Below are 17,497 nucleotides of genomic sequence, written 5' to 3'. Positions count from 1 at the left end.
CGCGCCCGTCCCGATCCGACGACGCGGATGGATGTCCGCGCTGCGGGGACCGATTCCCGCCCGGGCCGGTGGTGACGGCGCCGTCGTTCGGCGGCCGCTCGCTCCTCCGCTGCGGGCGATGCGGAACGCGCGTCGCGGCGGGCCCTCCCGGCCTCAGGCTCGTCCTCACGTGCGAGACGTGCGGCCTCCCTTTCTTGACCGACTCGCTTCTCCCGCATGCCGAGCAGCGGTGCGACGACTGCCGCTCGGGACGCGTGCCGCCCGATCTCCCCGATCAGGAGATCTCCGCCGCAGCCGAGAACGAGGTGCGCGCGGCGCTCGCGACGCGCTGGCGCTTCGTCACGGAACCGTCGGCGCAGGCCTACGCCGACCGCATGGCGCGCCAGCTCGCCGAGCGCATCGAGAGCGCGCCGCGGAAGCCTCGCGTCGTCTTCGTCGACTCGCCGGAGCATCGTGTGCTCGCGCTTCCCTCGGGGACGCTGCTCATGAGCGTCGGCCTCGTCCGGTTCCTCCAGGACGAAGCGGAGCTGGCGTTCGTGCTCGGCCACGAGCTGGCGCATGCGGCCTCGGGCGAGGTCGCGGTGCGGCTGGTCCGGCTCGGCTTCAACGCCACGGCGCGCGAGCGCGGCGACTCCGACGGCCTCTGCTGGAGCGACGCGGCCGTCGACCTCGTCCGCCTCGGCTACGGGCGAAAGCGCGAGCGGGACGCCGACGCGCGGGCCCTCCAAGCGATGATCGCGCTCGAATACGACCCGACCTCCGCCATCCGCTACCTGCAGAGGACCGCCGATGCCGTCGAGCGGCGCGATCCCAACGTCGCCGAGCTGGCCGTCGCGCATCCGATCGCCTCGGACCGGGTGCGACGCCTGGAGCGGTCGCTCTACGGCCGCGTCGCCGGGCCGGAGGCGCCGCGCGTCAACCGCGAGGTCTTCCGGCGGGCCATGGGCGAGAAGCAGCTCGCGGGGCGGCTCGTCAAGACCGAGCTCGACGCGCCGGCGGCGGCATGGGGGATGAGCGGGCTCATCGACACGCCGCCGCGCATCCTGACCGGCCGCGTCGTCCTGTGGCTGGCGCTCGCGGCGGCGGCGATCGTCGCGCTGACGACCTGGATCACGCGCTGAGACGAAGCGTTGCTATCCTGACCGAATGGCGCGCGCCGCGATCGCTCCGTCCGAGCTGAAGAGCGCACTCGACGAGCTCTCGCGGCTCTACGACGGCCGGTACCTCGACTCCGACCCGGTCGGGATCGTGAGACGGTACGACGATCCGCGCGACCGCGAGATCGTCGGCCTCCTCGCCGCAGGGCTGGCCTACGGCCGCGTCGCCTCGATCCGGGGAAGCCTCGACCGCCTGCTCGCGATCCTCGGGCCGCGGCCGTCGAAGTTCGTTCTCGAGCTCGATCCCCGGCGCGACGCGCGGCGGTTCGACGGCTTCGTCCACCGCTTCACGCGAGGCCGCGACGTCGCGCTCTTCCTTCACCTCGTCCGCGGGCTCGCCGCCGAACGAGGCCTCGAGGCGACGTTTCTCGCCGGGCTCGATGCCGGGCACGAGACGATCGGTCCGGCGCTGAACGCCTTCGGTGAAGCGCTCTTCGCCGGCGACGCGCGCCCGTTCGTCGCTTCGGGCCGCGTCGGCCGGCGCGACGGCGCGAGGTGGCTGCTGCCCCTCCCTTCCGCGGGCTCCGCATGCAAGCGATCGTGCCTCTTCCTGCGCTGGATGGTGCGGCCCGACGACGGCGTCGATTGCGGCGTGTGGACGCGCGTCCCGCGGCGCCATCTCGTCTTGCCGCTCGACGTTCATCTGCAGCGCGTCGTCGGCGCCCTCGGGTGGACACGCCGCAAAACGCCGGGATGGGCGATGGCGCTCGAAGCCACGGGGCATCTCCGGAGGATCGATCCCGACGATCCGATCCGTTACGACTTCGCGCTCTCGCGCCTCGGCATCCTCGGTCTCCTGCGCCGTCCAGGCGGCCGGCTCACCGTGCGTGACGTGCGCGAGGCGTTCGCCGTCGCGGGCATTCCATGAGCGCCCCGCGGCTCGGCGCGCACATGTCGGTCGCCGGCGGGATGGCCCGCGCCGTCGAGCACGCGCTGGCCGTCGAGGCGACGGCGCTCCAGGTGTTCGTGAAGACGCCCAATCAATGGGCCGCCCGGCCGTTCGGACCGACCGAGGCGGCCGATTACCGGCGCGCCGCCGGCGGAGCCGGTCTCGCCGAGCACACGCTCGCGCACGCGTCCTATCTCATCAATCTCGGCACGCCCGACGCGACGCTCTGGGAGAAGTCGATCGCGTCGTTCGAGGACGAGCTGGCCCGGTGCGACGCCCTCGGCATCCCGTGGCTCGTCGTCCACCCCGGGTCCCACGTCGGCTCGGGCACGTCCGCGGGCTGCGCGCGCGTCGCGCTGGCTCTGCGCCGGATCTTGGGCGGCCGGACGGGAGGCGCCGGCGTTCTGCTCGAGAACACCGCAGGGCAGGGGAACACGCTCGGCGCGCGGCCCGAGGAGCTGGCCGAGATCCTGCGCGGTGCGGGGGACGACGACCGGCTCGGCGTCTGTTTCGACACCTGCCACGCGCTCGCCTCCGGCTTCGACCTCCGCGCCAAAGACGGCTACGAGCGCACGATGGACGCGTTCGGAACCACGGTCGGACTCGGCCGGATCCGCGGCATCCACTTGAACGACTCTCAGGGCGATCTCGGGAGCCGCCGCGACCGTCACGAGCACATCGGGCAGGGCAAGATCGGCCTCGAGGGATTCCGTCTCATCCTCAACGATCCGCGTTTCGCGAGCGTCCCGATGGTGCTCGAGACGCCGAAGGACGACGACCTCGCGGAGGATCGGATGAACCTGGGCGTTCTGAGGTCGCTCGTCGGCCGGTGAACCTCGACGCGTTCGACTTCGACCTTCCGCCCGACCGGATCGCCCAGGAGCCGGCGTCGCCGCGGGATGCGTCGCGCCTTCTCGTTCTCGACCGGGCGTCGGGCGCTCTCGGGCATCGAACGTTTCGCGACCTGCCCGAGGAGCTGCGCGCGGGAGATCTCCTCGTCTTCAACGACACCAAGGTGATCCCGGCGCGCCTGCACGGCACGAGGCCGGGCGGCGGGAAGATCGAGATGCTGCTCGTCGAGCCGCTGGGCGCGCAGCTCTGGCGCGCGCTCCTTCGCGGGTCCGGCCGCGTGGCCCCGGGCGCGACGCTCCGTTTCCCCGGCGGTCTCGTGGCGACGCCGCGCGAGCGCGACGGGGAGGCCTGGCGGGTCGAGCTCTCGACCGATGCGGAGAGCCTGGAGGCGCTCCTCGATCGGGAAGGCGAGGTCCCGTTGCCGCCCTACATCCGGCGGGAAGGCAGCGGAGCCGCAGCGGAGCAGGATCGCATCCGCTATCAGACGATCTACGCGCGCGTTCCGGGCGCGGTCGCGGCGCCGACCGCGGGCCTGCACTTCACCGACGCGGTCCTCGCGGCGCTCGAGGCCCGCGGGGTCGAGCGTGCGTTCCTCACGCTCCACGTCGGGCCGGGCACCTTCGCGCCGGTCCGCACCGAGCGGATCGAGGATCATCGTCTCCACGAAGAGGCGTACGACCTCCCCGACAGCGTCGCTGAGGCGATCGTGCGGGCGAGGGCGGCGGGAGGACGGATCGTCGCGGTGGGAACGACGGCGGCGCGTACCCTCGAGAGCCGCGCGACGGACGACGGGCGGGTCACACCCGGTCGCGGCCGCACGGGGCTCTTCATCTATCCTGGCTTCCGTTTCCGGGTGGTGGACGCGCTCGTGACGAACTTTCATCTTCCGCGCTCGACCCTGCTCATGCTCGTTTCCGCCTTGGCCGGGACCGACCGCGTGCTCGCGGCGTATCGCGAAGCGGTCCGCTCCGGGTACCGGTTCTACTCGTACGGCGACGCGATGCTCGTGAGGCCGGCGTGAGCGCGTTCGGCTTCGTCGTGACCGCGCGCGACGGGAGAGCGCGCGAGGGCCGGATGACGACGCCCCACGGCGTCGTCGCCACGCCCGCGTTCATGCCGGTGGGGACCCAGGGGGCCGTCAAGGCGGTCACGGTCGACGAGCTGACGCGCTGTGGCGCCTCGATCGTCCTGGGCAACACCTACCACCTCGATCTCAGGCCGGGCCACGAGATCGTGCGCGAGCTCGGAGGACTCCATCGCTTCATGGCGTGGGACGGTCCGATCCTCACCGACTCCGGCGGGTTCCAGGCGTTCTCGATGGAAGGGCTTCGTGCGATCGACGACACGGGGATTCGCTTCCGTTCGCATCTCGACGGCTCGCTGCGCGAGCTCACGCCCGAGAGCAGCATGGCGATCCAGGCGGCGCTCGGCTCCGACGTCGCGATGGTGCTCGACGAGTGCCCGGCGCTCCCCGCCGAGAAGGACGCCGTCCTGCGTGCGGTCGAGAGGACGACGCGCTGGGCGGTCCGGAGCCGCGACGCCTACCGCGGCCCCGGCGTTCCGTTCGGCATCGTCCAGGGCGGCCCGCACGACGACCTGCGCGAGACGAGCGCGCGCGCCCTCGTCGATCTCGATTTCCCCGGGTACGCGATCGGCGGGGTCTCGGTCGGCGAGCCGCCCGACGCGATCGCACGCGTCGCGGGACTGAGCGCCGCGATGCTGCCGGAAGACAAGCCGCGGTATCTGATGGGCGTCGGCCGGCCGCAGGACCTCGTCCTCGCGGTCGCCTCCGGCGTCGACCTCTTCGACTGCGTCATGCCGACGCGGAACGCGAGGAACGGAACCCTCTTCACCTCCGAAGGCCGCATCAACATCAAGCGCGAGGAGTACCGCCGCGACCCGCGGCCGCTCGACCCGGCGTGTCCTTGCGAGGCGTGCACGCGCTACTCCCGCGCCTATCTCCGGCATCTCTTCGTCTCGAACGAGATCCTCGCGTCGCGCCTCAACACGATCCACAACCTCACGCACTACCTCGGGCTCATGGCGGCGATGCGGGCGGCGATCGCCGCCGGTACGCTCGACTCATTCCGGGAGAGCTTCCTTGCCCCCCGCTGATCGAGGCGACCTCGTCTTCGTCGGCGACGTGCACCTCGACCGGGCCGACCCCGACCTCGCCGCGTTCGTCGACTATCTGCGCGGCTTGGCGCCGCGCGCCGGGCGGATCGTCCTCATGGGCGACCTCTTCAACCTCTGGATCGGGGGCGGCGGCCTCGAGCAAGCGCACCATGCGGTCGTGACCGCGTGCCTTCGCGAGCTGCGGGCGGGAGGGACCGAGGTCCACTATCTGGAAGGAAACCGCGACTACCGCGTCGGCCGCGCGCATCGCGGCTCCGCGTTCGACGCCGTCGACGCGACGGGACTTCGCGAGGACTGGGCGGGACTGAAGATCTGGGCGGCCCATGGGGACCTCGTCAACGCACGGGACCTGCAGTACCGCTCGTGGCGGCGCATCTCGCGATCGGCACCGGTATGGTGGCTGTTCTCTTCGATTCCGAGGCCGCGGCGGTTTGCGCTCGCGGAGTCGCTCGAGCGCCGCATGCGCGGGACGAACCTCGAGATGAAGCGCGACTTCCCGGAATCGATCGTGCGCGACTACGCCGCGCGTCGCGTCGCGGAGGGGGACGACCTCGTCGTGCTCGGGCACTTCCACATCGAGCGTGCGCTCACGATCGACGGTGCGAAGCCCGGCCGTGTCTTCGTGCTGCCGGAATGGAAGGGGAGCCGGCGCCATCTCCGCGTCGACGCGTCGGGCCGCGCGGCGTTCGAAGACTCTTAGGGCGCGTTCTTCGGGGCAGGAACGGGCTCGGCGGTGGGGACGTCCTCGGGCGGGACCTCGACACGGATCATCGCGCGGCGGTCGAGCGCGTGGAACCGGTCCGCCGCCTCGAGGAGCGACTTCGCCGTGTTCCGCGGGAACGCGACGACCTCGACCCGTGGCCCGATCCCTTTGACGCGCTTGACGAGCGAGGTGAAATCGCCGTCACCCGACACGAGCACGACGACGTCGAGCTTGGGCGCCATGTCGAGGATGTCGAGCGCCATCTCCATGTCCCAATCGCCCTTCATCGATCCGTCCGAGCGGACCTTGAGCGTCTTGCGTCTCACCTCGATCGCGCGCTGCTGGAGCATGGCGATGAAGCCGGACTGGTCGATCTCCTTCGACTCGACGACGTACGCCGTCGCCTGGATGAGACGGCGATCGAGGACGCAGGCCTGGAGCAGCGCGTCGAAGTCGAGCTTCCCCTTGAGCTGCCGCGCCGCGTAGTACATGTTCTGCACGTCGATGAAGACGCCGACGCGATCCGGCTCGCCCTTCTTCCGGGCGTGGGCACGCGCCGCCTTCGGCGAAGCCTCGAGCGCGGAGCGGGCGGCGGCGAGCCCAGCGGCGAGCTCGTCCAGGCGCTTGGCCTGATCCTGCAGGTCCTTCCGCCGCTCACGCCTGAGCGCACCGAGATCCTTCTGAATCTCGGCGAGGGCCGCTCCCAGCGCCTCGACCGCCTCGAGCGAAGGCGCCGGCGCCGCCGCCTTCGTGTCGGCCAAGGATTCGATGCGGTGCGTCAGACGCCGCTGCTCGGTGCTCAGGCGCTTCATCGAGCGATCGAGCTCCTCGAAGCCGACGGCCTGCGGGGCCGGCGCTCCGGCGGGCGGTTCGGGGTGCTTGCCGCGCACCTCGTCGAGATCGCGGCGCAGGCGCTCGGCGAGCATTCGCGCCTCGGCCAGCTCTCCCTTGCGGAGGAGGAGGTCGCGCTTGTTCGACTTCTCGACGTCCTTCGTCTTGGTGATCTGGCCTTCGAGGTAGCGAACCTTGCGCTGCAGCTCGGCGCACTTCTTCCTGAGCCGCTGAGCCTCCTTGGCGGGGGACTCGCCGGGCGGCGCGGCTGCGTCATCGGCCGCGCCGTTCTCGTCGCCGGTCATGCGCGAGAGGAGCTGGCCCAGCGATTCCTCGACCAGCAGCTCCGGTGCGGCGGACGCCGCGACGAAGAGGTAGGGCCCGAGGCGGCCGTTCATCGTTCCGAGCTGCGGATCGCTCAATCGGCCGGCCCGGTCGTCCAACGACAGACCGGCCCACTCCTTGCCGAGCGCGCCGGTCTCCTTGCGGAGGGTCCGGACGACGGCGAGCGCAGCGGCCTCTTCGCGGCCGGCCTTGTCGGCGAGATCGGCGACGAGGCGGCCCCGCTTCTGGGACTGGGTGCGCATGCCGGGGTAGGAGAGGCCGACGGCGTTCGCAAGACGGATCAAGCGCGCTTGGTCGAGGACGTCGCTCAGCACCCGCGCCATGCCGGCTGCGCCGAGACGTGCGACGACTTCGCGATCCGTTCGAGGCACCGGAGTCCTCCGTCGATCATCGTCAAATGTGGGAGTGCGTGGTCCGGGGCCGTCGTGGAGCGCGGATTATAGCATCGTCAGAACGCGGCCGGAGGGGGGTCTTTGAGGTCGATTATCCCCTTTTCCCGCATCTTTTTGAGCGTCCGGAGGACGTCGACCTCGCGCAGCGGCGTGATCTGGATGATCGATTTCACGTCCCAGCTCCCGTCGATGCGGCTGAGGAGGAAGAACTCGGCCGGCGACAGGTGCTCCGCCGTGAGCGTCCCGACATCGCGAGCGAGCACCACGATCTTGTTCGGAGGGAGGAAATGCCGGTACGCCTTCTCGATGAACGCGGCTTCCGCTTCGGCGAGGAGACGCCGCAACGCGTCGTCGCCCGACTGGATCTTGTAGGCGCGATCGAGGATGTCGAGCGCGGCGTCGTATTCCCCGCGGGTCAACAGGCGCCGCGCGACTTCGAGATCGTCCGCGTCGACCTTGACCGACGGGACCGGGGGTGCCGCCACGGCGGCGGTCGCCGCGGCGATGGCGCGCTCGCGCGCGAACACGTTTCCCTCGGTCTCCGCTGTGGGACGCTCCTCGACCTTCCGCACTTCCGAGATCTCGAACACCCCCGCGCGGAACAGCTCGTGGAGGAACTTCGTGACGATGTACTCGGACCCGTGGGCGTGGAGCAGGATCTCGGCGACCGTGCGGTCGCCGTTGACCGATTCGACGATCCGTCGCGCCATGCGGTTGCGGAGCACCTCCGGCGGCGGCACGCGCGACGTGCGGCGGAGAACGATTCCAGGGTCGTTGAAGACGGCGCGGATGCGCTGAAGCTCGTCCCAGCGCTGCGCGCCGCGGAGCAGGATGTCCTCGACGCGCATGTTGACGCCGTAGTCGTCGCCGCTCGCCTCGCCGTCGGTGAAGCGGAACTCGGCGTCGCTCCACTCGAAGAGTCCGAAGATCGCCTCCTGTGCCTTGTCCTCGAGGCAGCGTAGGAGCTCGTCCTCGGCGAGGGCGCCCTGGGCGACGAGGATGCGTCCGAGGTGGGTCTTCGTCTTCTCTTGCGCGGCGAGCGCGGTCCTCAGGTCGATCTCCGAGATCCGGCCCCGCGAGACGAGGTAGTGGCCCAGCATGTCCGCCGGCTCCTGAGACGCGCACGCGACGACGCGGCCCTCCTGAACGAGGATCCGCTTCTCGACCTTGTTGCGCTCGATGGCGAGGGTGCCGGTCTTGCGGGCATTCCCCAGCCATTGAAGGATTTCGGCCAGCGACATCGTGGCCAAATTCCCCTGAACCGGCATGACACTCCTCCGACGAAAAATGTAGGCGCCGAAGCCCGTTTCGCAAGAACCGGGCGGCGATGGACGCGGGCCCGGCCGGACCCTAAATTTCACTCGAACATGGAGATTTACCGCATTCCGACGCGCGAGACGGCCGTCAAGCTCCTGCTCGACGACGGCAGGTCCTTGGACGGCCAGCTCTACACGGCCGATACCGGGCCGGCCGGCCGGCCCGAACATCTGCTCCACCACTTGAACGACCCCGACACCGAGTTCGTGCCGCTCGCGAGCGGGCGCGAGAACATCCTCATCAACAAGGCCGGGATCGTCTGGGCGCAGTTCGTCGGCGAGGCCGCGGAAGAGATCGCGCTCGACGCCGAAGGAGGCCGGCGCGTCCCCGTGCGGTTGTCGCTGACCGGCGGCATCAGCCTCGTGGGCGTACTCTCGATCGTGATGCCTCCCGAGCGGAGCCGCGTGCTCGACTACCTGAACGCCGCGGGGCGCTTTCTCCCGGTATTCGGCGAAGGGGCCGTGACGCTCGTGCAACGACGGTTCGTCGTCGTCGCGCGGAGCGCCGAGAGCGGGTCCGGAGCCTCCTGATCGCTATTCGAACGCCGGGATGCCCGTCAGCTCCTGGCCCACGATGAGCGTGTGGATGTCATCGGTCCCCTCGTAGGTGAAGACCGACTCGATGTTGCAGAAGTGCCGGCCGGTCTGGTATTCGTCGGCCACGCCGTTCGCGCCGAGGATCTCACGCGCCAGGTGCGTGCACTCGCGAGCAACGCGGCAGCCGTTCATCTTCGCCATCGAGACCTGCTGGGGCGTCACGGTCCCCGATTGCTTCATGCGCCCGAGGTGGAAGTTGAGGAGCTGGCTCTTCGTGATCTCGGTCGCCATCCACGTGAGCTTGCGCTGCGTGAGCTGGAACCCCGCGATCGGCCGCTCGAACATGATCCGCTGCTTGCTGTACTGGAGCGCCTCGTCGAACACCGCGAGCGCCAGGCCGACGGCGCCCCAAGCGATCCCGTAGCGCGCCTGCGTCAGGCACATGAGCGGCGCCTTCAGGCCCGAGGCCTCCGGAAGGATTGCGTCGCCGGGGATCTCGACGTCCTGGAAGATCAGCTCGGAGGTGACCGACGCGCGCAGCGAGAACTTGCCGGTGTGATCCTTGGTCGAGAAGCCCGGCGTTCCCTTCTCCACGAGGAAGCCGCGGATCCCGTCCTGCGTCCTCGCCCAGACGACTGCGACGTCGGCGACCGAGCCGTTGGTGATCCACGCCTTCGCGCCGTTCAGGACCCAGCGGTCACCGCGCTTCACCGCCTTCGTCGCCATGCGCGCCGGGTCGGATCCGTGGTCGGGCTCGGTGAGGCCGAAGCAGCCGATCGCGGTGCCCGCCGCGAGACGCGGGAGCCAGTGCTGCTTCTGCGCCTCGGAGCCGAACGCGTGAATCGGGTACATGACGAGGCCGCCCTGGACCGACACGAACGAGCGGAGGCCCGAATCGCCGCGCTCGAGCTCTTGCATGATCAGGCCATAGGCGACCGGGCCGAGGCCGGCGCACCCGTAGCCGTGGAGATTCGCGCCGAGGAGTCCCATCGCCCCGATCGCGGGGATGAGATGGCTCGGGAACGTTCCCTCGCGGAAGTGGTGCTCGATGACCGGGAGCACCTCGGCCGTGACCCATTCGCGGACGGTGTCGCGGATCATGCGCTCTTCGTCGTCGAGCAGCGCTTCGATGTTGACGTAGTCGAGACCCTTGAAAGATGCGCCCAGACCCATGGTGCTCCTCGACGTCCTACCGGTGCTTCCACGCCGGCGGCCGTTTCTCCATGAAGGAGCGCAGGCCTTCGTGCGCGTCCTCCGTGCTCATCAAAGGACCGAGGTACAGCGCGTGGAGACGCGCGTGCGCGTCCGAGACGGCGAGACCGCGCGACTCGCGGATGGCGCGCTTCGCATGCCGCAGCGCCGCGCCCGAGAGCGCGAGCAGCGAGCCGAGGCGGAGGGTCGCCGCGTCCCCGAGCGCCACCGCCGGGACGACCTCGTGGACGAGGCCGAGGCGCTCCGCCGCGCGCGCATCCAAGGTCTCGCCCGTCAACAGCAGACGCGCGGCCGCCCGCTCGCCGATCAGACGGGGGAGGAGGACGGTCGCCGGCGGCGCGAAGACGCCGAGCTTGATCTCGGGCTGCCCGAACGTCGCCGCCTCCGAGGCGAGGACGAGGTCGCAGCCGAGCAGCAGCTCGAGCCCGCCGCCGAGCGCCGCCCCTTGAACGACCGCCAGGACCGGCTGCGGCACGGCGTCGAACGCCGCGAAGAGCCGGAGGAGCGCGTCCATCATCCCGGGCAGCTTGTCGCCGAGGTGGTCGGCGACGTCGACTCCGGCGCAGAACGTCTTCCCGGCCGCGTCGAGGCGGACGACGCGGACCGAGCGGTCGGCCGCCGCCTCGTCGAGCGCGGCGGCGATCGCGTCCATCATCGCCGTCGAGAGAACGTTCACCGGTGGCCGGTCGAGGGTGATGCGAAAGAGGCCGTCGGCCGACGCGGTGCGCACGCCGCTCATGGGCGCTCCAGGAGCAGCGCGCCGCCCATCCCACCCGACACGCAAAGCGTCGCGAGCCCGCGTCGCGCCTTCCGCTTCGCCATCTCGTGGAGCAGCGTCACGACGATCCGCGCCCCGGAGCACCCGATCGGATGACCGAGCGCGATCGCGCCACCGTTCACGTTGAGCGTGTCGCGATCGAAGCCGAGATCGCGATCGACGGCGAGCACCTGAGCTGCGAACGCCTCGTTCAGCTCGACGAGATCGATCGCGCCCTGCGCGAGGCCCTTCGCTTCGAGGAGATTCCGGACCGCCGGTACCGGTCCGATCCCCATGATCTCGGGCGCGACGCCGTCGACGCGCCAGCCGGCGATGCGCGCGAGCGGCTCGACGTGGAGGCGCTCGGCGGCTTCGGCGGTGAGGACGATCATGGCGGCAGCGCCGTCGGTGATCCCGCTCGAGTTGCCTGCGGTCACGGTGCCGTCTTTCTCGAAGACCGGCTTCAGCCCGGCGAGCGACGACGCGGTGACGCCGTCCCGCGGGTGCTCGTCCGCGAGGACATCCTTCACGGGAACGATCTCCGCATCGAAGGCGCCCGCCTTGCGCGCGGCCTCGCACCGCTGCTGCGAGAGCGCCGCGTACGCATCTTGCTCCTCACGCGTGATCCCGTACTGCCGGGCGAGCGTCTCGGCGGTCTCGCCCATGATCTTTCCGGAGAGCGGGTCGAGGAATCCGTCGCGCGCCATGAGGTCGACCGCCTCCTTGTGGCCCATGCGGTACCCGAAGCGGGCGTCGAGAACGTAAGGAACGCGGCTCATCGACTCGAAGCCGCCGGCGAGGACGACCTTTGCCTCTTCGGTGCGGATCGCGCGCACCGCGGCGAGGATCGCCTGCATCCCCGACAGGCAGGCTTGATTGATCGTGAACGCCGGCTTCTCGACGGGAATGCCGGCGCGCACCGCGACCTGGCGCGCAGGGTTCGGGCCGCACCCCGCCTGACGCGCGTGTCCGAAGATCGCTTGTCCGACGCGCTCACCGGCGATGCCCGCGCGCTCGAGCGCCGCTTTCGCGGCAGCGACACCGAGATCGACGGCCGAGAGCGACGCGAGGGCACCGCCGAAACGTCCGATCGGCGTCCGTACGGGCGCCGCGATCACCACATCGTCTCTCACACGAAAACCTCGGCCGGTCGTTATAGCATGCGTGGCCGGCATCGTCGGATTGACACGCTCGCCGTGCTGACGAACAATCGTGCGACCGCTGCGCTGGATGAGGGCTCGCCGCGGCAGGAGATCCTCGATGCGTGCCCTCGCGGGCGTCCTCGTCGCGATCGCGATTCTCGGCGCCCCGATCGCGGCGGCCCAACAAGACGAAGAGATCGAAGCGCGCGGCCCCTCGCTCGGGCTCGTTCTCGACGGCGGCGAGGTCCCGGCCGCGCTCGCCGCGCGCGATCCCCGCTACCCAATCGACGTGCGCCTCGCGGCGGATTGGTCGAGCGTCGAGACCTCCGCCGGGACTTACGATTGGTCGACGGTCGCGGCCCCGATCGACGCGCTCGCCGGCCGCGGCGTTCGCATCACGCTATGCGTCCGCGGCGAGACCACGCTCCACCCGCGCGAGTCGGGGCCGGAGGCCGTTCCCGACGGCGCCTGGATGCAGGCCTGGACGGCGCTCCTGCGCTCGGCGGTCGCGACGTTCGGCGGCAAGCTCTTCGCGGTCGAGATCGGCGAGCGGCCGGATCGCGCCTTCGATCCCGCGGCCTACGCCTTCGTCCTCAAGTCGTCCGCCCTCGCGGTCAAGGCCGAGGGCAAAGCCCACGGCGCCGAGGTGCGCGTCGCGCAGGGTGCCGTCGGCTCCGATGCGGCGGCTTGGGAGAAGTCGCTCCTCGACAACGATGCGGCCCCGTACATCGAGTCCCTTCCAGTGCTCCTCGATGCCGGGGGCGACGCCGCCTCCGCCGTGGCGCCGTTCGTCGCGCTCGTCGTCGAGCACCCGCCGGCGGTGGCGCTCGCGGTGTACGTGGCGCCGCGGGAAGGCGCGCCGTGGAGCGCGTTCGACGACGCCGTCCGAGCGCTCGCCGCGTCGGTCGGAACGGCTCTCGTCGTGCTCCCGCCGCCGTCGCCCGAGAGCGATCATCTCGTCACGGCGGCGACCGCTCTGCAGGCGATGCTCGCGCCCGGCTACACGCCGGCGCCGCCCGGTCGGCTGGGGCTTCGGGCACCCGAAGGAGGAGAGTCGCCGGGTGCGGCGATCCTCGGCCGATTCCTGCACACGAAGGATCTCGCGACCACCGTCGTGTATGAAGCGCCGCTCACGGGAGCGCCGGAAGCTCAGGCGCGACTGCTCCTCGATACGATCGACGTCAAGGACCCGCGTGTCGTCGATCTCGTGACGGGTGGAACCCTCAAGACCGGGCCGGCCGCGGTGCCGAACGAGAAGGCGAAGGCGCTACGCATCGTGCTCGCCGATCATCCGATGGTCGTCGCATGGGACCGCGCCGCGGCGGGGGAGACCGGCATCGAGGCCGCGCCGACGGACGTCCGCGTCGCGGGGACACGCGGCCTGACGGCGGCGGAGATCATCGCCCACCACCAGCAGGTGCAGAAGGTCCAGGACGACAAGCTCGACCGGTGGATGGCGAAGGGCCACATCGATTTCCACTTCAAGTTCGCGCAGGGCGGCTCGTCGCTCGACGTCTCGATCGAGAGCAACTACTTCTGGCACCGCGGCGGCGATCTCGAATGGGAGCAGACGAAGTACTACGTGAACGGCAACCTCGTCACGTGGAAGAAGATCCCGGAGCTGCCGCTCATCCAGCCCGAGAAGGTCGTCACCCTTCCGCTCGACCTCACGCTCGACAAGACCTACGACTACAAGCTGGCCGGAGAGGACACGGCCCAGGGGCGCGCGGCCTACGTCCTCGCGTTCGAGCCGGCGTCGGGAAAGACCGGCAAGAGCCTCTACCGCGGGCGCGTCTGGATCGACAAGGAGACGTTCGTCCGCCTCAAGGTGTCCGTCGTCCAGACGAACCTCGAGCCGCCGGTCGTCTCGAACGACGAGAGCGACGATTACCTGCCGATCACGGCACCGGACGGATTCGTCTACCGGATGCTCGCGAAGGCGGACGGGCAGCAGCTCTGGACCGCCGGCGGGCGCAACTTCGTCGTCCGCCGCGAGGTCCGGTTCGATGGGTTCCAGATCAACCCGTCGCAAGACGACTTCGACGCCGCGGTCAAGGCCGCCTATGCCTCCGAGCACCAGATGCTGCGCGATACGAACGAAGGGTTCCGCTACCTCGAGAAAGACCAGACCGGTGGACGCGCGGTCAAGGCGACGATGGACACGAGCCAGCTCTTCCTCGCGGGCGGCGCGTTCAAGGACAACGCGATCAACGGCGTCGTGCCGCTCGCCGGGGTGAACTGGTTCGACTACGACTTCCTCAAGAAGAACGTGCAGTTCAATATCTTCTTTGCGGGGGTCTACACGTTCGCGAACCTCACCGATCCTGCGATCGGCAAATCGAAGTTCGACCTCGGGGCGGAAGCGTCGCTCGTCGCGCTCAAGCTCGACGAGAAGTATTACGTCGCGGGCGTCGAGGACGTGAAGCAACGGGTCCGCCGGCGCAGCCAGTACCTCACCGGCCGTCTCGGCCACCCGCTCGGCACCTTCGTCAAGCTCACGGCGATCGCCGACATCGCCTGGAACCAGTACACCGACAGCTCCGACGCCGACGACGCGCTCGCCGCGTCGAACCTCGCGTTCGTGCTCCCGTCGAACCACGAGCTCTACACCGGCACCTTCCAGGTCGAGTTCAACAAGAAGGGGTACTCGATCACGGGGCGGGGCTCGTACTCGCACCGGTCGGACTGGCAGCCGTGGGGGCTCTACGATCCGGCGACCCAGCAGTTCGTCGGCTCGACGTTCGATCCGGGCCAGGCGAATTTCACGACGTGGGGCGCGACCGCGTTCAAGGAGTGGTACCTCCCGCACTTCCAGAAGATCCGCGGCGAGGTCGACTACCTCGGCGGCAACAACCTCGACCGGTTCAGCGAGTACCAGTTCGACTTCTTCGGCGACACGAAGCTCGACGGCTACTCGGGCACGGGCGTGCGGTTCGACGAAGGGTACATCGGCCGCCTCGCGTGGGCGTTCAATCTCTTCAACGTCATCCGGTTCGATCTTTCGCTGGAGTCGGCCCACGTGCGGGACGGCGTGCTGGACGAGCCGTTCAGGAACCACACGGGCATGGGACTGTCGTTCAACGTGGTCGGCCCCTGGATGACGATCTGGCAGGCGAGCTACGGCCGCGCGATGTGGTCGGACATCCCGGAGCTCGAGGGCAAGCAGGAGTTCCTGCTCGTCATCCTGAAGCTGTTCAAGTAGCTAGACGTCGCTCTTCTTGAGCGCGTCGACGAGCGAGGTCGTCGAGCGCCCGGGCATGAGCGCGATCGTCTCGACGCGTCCACCCCACGAGAGCACGTCGGGCGCGCCGATGATCGTCGCGACCTCGTAATCGCCTCCCTTCGCGAGCACGTCGGGCCGGAGCCGGCGGATCAGCTCGAGCGGCGTGTCCTCGTCGAAGACGGTGACGAGCCCGACCGCGTCGAGCGCGGCGAGGACCTTGACGCGATCGCCTTCGCCGACGACCGGCCGCTCGGGGCCCTTGAGGCGCCGCACCGAGGCGTCGCTGTTGAGGCCGACGACCAGGAAGTCCCCGAGCGCGCGCGCCCGCTCGAGGAGATGCACGTGCCCGGCGTGGAGGAGGTCGAAGCATCCGTTCGTGAAGACGATCCTCCGTCCGAGCGAGCGCTCGCGCTCGACGCGCGCCAGCGCCTCCTGGGGACCGACCGCCTTCACGCCGGCGCCTGAGCCGCCTTCGATGGCGGCGACGACGTCCGCGGGATTCACCGCGCTCGTTCCGACGCGCGCCACGGCGACGCCGGCCGCGGTGTTCGCCAGGCGCGCCGCATCGACCGCCGCCGCCCCCGAGGCGAGCGCGAGACCGAAGTAGGCGAGGACCGTGTCCCCGGCACCGGTCACGTCGTAGACCTCCCGCGCGGACGCCGGGACGACCACGAGCTCCTCGTCCCCGCTCACGACCGCCATCCCGCGCTCGCCGAGCGTGACGAGCACGTGCTGGGCACCGGTCGCGGCACGAATCCGGCGCGCGGCCTCCCGGACATCGGCCTCGCTCGCGAGCGTAAGCCCGGTCGCCGCCTCCGCCTCCTTGCGGTTCGGCGTGATCGCGCGGCAGCCGGCGTACGCCGAGAAATCGGGGACCTTCGGGTCGACGACGACCGGCGCGCCGGTCGCCGCGAGCTCGGCGACGAGCGCGGCGTCGACGACGCCCTTGGCATAGTCGGAGACGAGCACGGCATCGACGCCTTTCGCCGCGCGCCGCACCGCCGCCGCGAGCGAGGAGCGGGCGGCCGCCCCGAGCGGCGCCCGGCGCTCCTCGTCGAGGCGCACGATCTGCTGGCCGCGCGCGATGACGCGCGTCTTGACGGTCGTGGGGCGCTCGGCGTCGCGGACGACGCCTCCAGCCTCGATTCCGGCGTCGCGCGCCATCCGGACGACGGCGTCGCCCGCGCCGTCCGCGCCGACGGCCCCGGCGAGCGAGACCACCGCACCCGCAGCCCTCAGGTTGTGGGCGACGTTTCCCGCGCCTCCGATCGCGGAGGAGCGGCGGCGGATGTCGACGACCTGGACCGGCGCGTCGGGGGAGACGCGCGACACATCGCCCCACACGTACTCGTCGAGCATGAGGTCGCCGACGACGAGGATCCGGCGGCCGGACATCGCCGCGAGGAGCGCGCGCACCCGCTCAGGCGTCATGCGCGAGCTCCTCTTCCACGAGGTCGCAGAGGACGTGGATGATCGCGATGTGGCATTCCTGGATGCGCGGCGTCGATTCGGTCGGCGCCAGGATCGCGTGGTCGGCGAGCGCCCGCATCCGCCCGCCCTCGCCGCCGCCGAGGACCACGGTCACCGCACCGGCCGCGCGGGCTGCTTGCAGGCCGCGGCAGACGTTCTCGGAGTTGCCGCTCGTGGAGATGCCGACGGCGACGTCGCCGGCGCGCGCGTGGGCCCGCACCTGCCGGGCGAAGACCTCGTCGTAGCCGTAGTCGTTCGCGATCGACGTGACGGCCGACGGATCGACGGTCAGCGCGAGCGCGGGAAGCGCGCGCCGCTCGCGGCGGTAGCGTCCGACGAGCTCCGCGGCGAAGTGCTGCGCGTCGGCCGCGCTCCCACCGTTGCCCATGACGAGCAGCTTTCCGCCGCGGCGGTAGGACGCGATGATCGCCGAGGCAACGGTCTCGATGTCCGCCGCGAGCGCCGTGGCCATCGCTTCGGCCGTGCGGCGATGCTCGTCCAGGGCCGCCGTGATCCTCGCCCGCATCGACGCCAT

General features: G+C 70.5%; 15 protein-coding genes. 8 read left to right on the top strand and 7 right to left on the bottom strand.

Annotation, left to right across the window (positions count from 1 at the left end):
* Positions 1–71 precede the first annotated feature (71 nt).
* From VFV19_03605 to VFV19_03580, 6 genes are read left to right on the top strand one after another with little or no spacing between them, the layout of a single operon-like run.
* Positions 72–1,121, top strand: coding sequence for a M48 family metallopeptidase (locus VFV19_03605; protein HEX4823374.1), 1,050 nt, complete (start codon positions 72–74; stop codon positions 1,119–1,121).
* 25 nt (positions 1,122–1,146) lie between these two features.
* On the top strand, positions 1,147–2,025 hold the full coding sequence (locus VFV19_03600) for a TIGR02757 family protein (GenBank protein HEX4823373.1): 879 nt from the start codon (positions 1,147–1,149) through the stop codon (positions 2,023–2,025).
* A complete protein-coding gene (locus tag VFV19_03595) occupies positions 2,022–2,879 on the top strand; it encodes a deoxyribonuclease IV (GenBank protein ID HEX4823372.1) in 858 nt (285 codons plus the stop codon). The genes VFV19_03600 and VFV19_03595 overlap by 4 nt, the downstream gene beginning before the upstream one ends.
* A complete protein-coding gene (queA, locus tag VFV19_03590; protein HEX4823371.1) occupies positions 2,876–3,919 on the top strand; it encodes a tRNA preQ1(34) S-adenosylmethionine ribosyltransferase-isomerase QueA in 1,044 nt (347 codons plus the stop codon). The genes VFV19_03595 and queA overlap by 4 nt, the downstream gene beginning before the upstream one ends.
* Positions 3,916–5,013: a tRNA guanosine(34) transglycosylase Tgt gene (gene tgt / locus VFV19_03585; GenBank protein ID HEX4823370.1), complete on the top strand. Its 1,098-nt coding sequence runs from the start codon at positions 3,916–3,918 to the stop codon at positions 5,011–5,013. Before queA ends, tgt begins: the two co-directional genes overlap by 4 nt.
* A complete protein-coding gene (locus VFV19_03580; GenBank protein HEX4823369.1) occupies positions 5,000–5,734 on the top strand; it encodes a metallophosphoesterase in 735 nt (244 codons plus the stop codon). The genes tgt and VFV19_03580 overlap by 14 nt, the downstream gene beginning before the upstream one ends.
* Here VFV19_03580 and VFV19_03575 read toward each other — a convergent pair.
* Entirely contained in the window at positions 5,731–7,284 is a 1,554-nt protein-coding gene (locus VFV19_03575; GenBank protein ID HEX4823368.1) for an NYN domain-containing protein, read from the bottom strand. The genes VFV19_03580 and VFV19_03575 overlap by 4 nt on opposite strands.
* A 77-nt stretch (positions 7,285–7,361) precedes the next feature.
* The gene (locus tag VFV19_03570; protein ID HEX4823367.1) at positions 7,362–8,573 is read right to left on the bottom strand and encodes a DUF4388 domain-containing protein; all 1,212 of its coding nucleotides are present in this window, start codon (positions 8,571–8,573) and stop codon (positions 7,362–7,364) included.
* A gap of 99 nt (positions 8,574–8,672) precedes the next feature.
* Between VFV19_03570 and VFV19_03565 the strand changes: the two genes are divergently transcribed.
* Entirely contained in the window at positions 8,673–9,152 is a 480-nt protein-coding gene (locus VFV19_03565) for a hypothetical protein (GenBank protein ID HEX4823366.1), read from the top strand.
* 3 nt (positions 9,153–9,155) lie between these two features.
* On the opposite strand, the gene VFV19_03560 is transcribed toward VFV19_03565, so the two are convergent.
* From VFV19_03560 to VFV19_03550, 3 genes are read right to left on the bottom strand one after another with little or no spacing between them, the layout of a single operon-like run.
* Positions 9,156–10,331 (bottom strand): acyl-CoA dehydrogenase family protein, encoded by a 1,176-nt coding sequence (locus VFV19_03560; protein ID HEX4823365.1) that lies wholly within the window; start codon positions 10,329–10,331, stop codon positions 9,156–9,158.
* A 16-nt stretch (positions 10,332–10,347) separates the two neighbouring features.
* Positions 10,348–11,109: an enoyl-CoA hydratase-related protein gene (locus VFV19_03555; GenBank protein HEX4823364.1), complete on the bottom strand. Its 762-nt coding sequence runs from the start codon at positions 11,107–11,109 to the stop codon at positions 10,348–10,350.
* The gene (locus tag VFV19_03550; GenBank protein ID HEX4823363.1) at positions 11,106–12,260 is read right to left on the bottom strand and encodes an acetyl-CoA C-acetyltransferase; all 1,155 of its coding nucleotides are present in this window, start codon (positions 12,258–12,260) and stop codon (positions 11,106–11,108) included. Before VFV19_03550 ends, VFV19_03555 begins: the two co-directional genes overlap by 4 nt.
* A 127-nt stretch (positions 12,261–12,387) precedes the next feature.
* On the opposite strand from VFV19_03550, the gene VFV19_03545 reads away from it, so the two are divergent.
* Complete coding sequence (locus VFV19_03545; GenBank protein HEX4823362.1) at positions 12,388–15,471, top strand: hypothetical protein; 3,084 nt, start codon at positions 12,388–12,390, stop codon at positions 15,469–15,471.
* On the opposite strand, the gene rfaE2 is transcribed toward VFV19_03545, so the two are convergent.
* Positions 15,472–16,923, bottom strand: coding sequence for a D-glycero-beta-D-manno-heptose 1-phosphate adenylyltransferase (gene rfaE2, locus VFV19_03540; GenBank protein HEX4823361.1), 1,452 nt, complete (start codon positions 16,921–16,923; stop codon positions 15,472–15,474).
* Entirely contained in the window at positions 16,913–17,488 is a 576-nt protein-coding gene (locus VFV19_03535) for a D-sedoheptulose 7-phosphate isomerase (protein HEX4823360.1), read from the bottom strand. Before VFV19_03535 ends, rfaE2 begins: the two co-directional genes overlap by 11 nt.
* Positions 17,489–17,497 lie beyond the last annotated feature (9 nt).

It is taken from the genome of Candidatus Polarisedimenticolaceae bacterium (assembly GCA_036275915.1).
Taxonomy (GTDB): domain Bacteria; phylum Acidobacteriota; class Polarisedimenticolia; order Polarisedimenticolales; family DASRJG01; genus DASRJG01.
The sequence above is the reverse complement of the archived record's forward strand: the minus strand, read 5'-3'. Positions and strand labels throughout refer to the sequence as shown.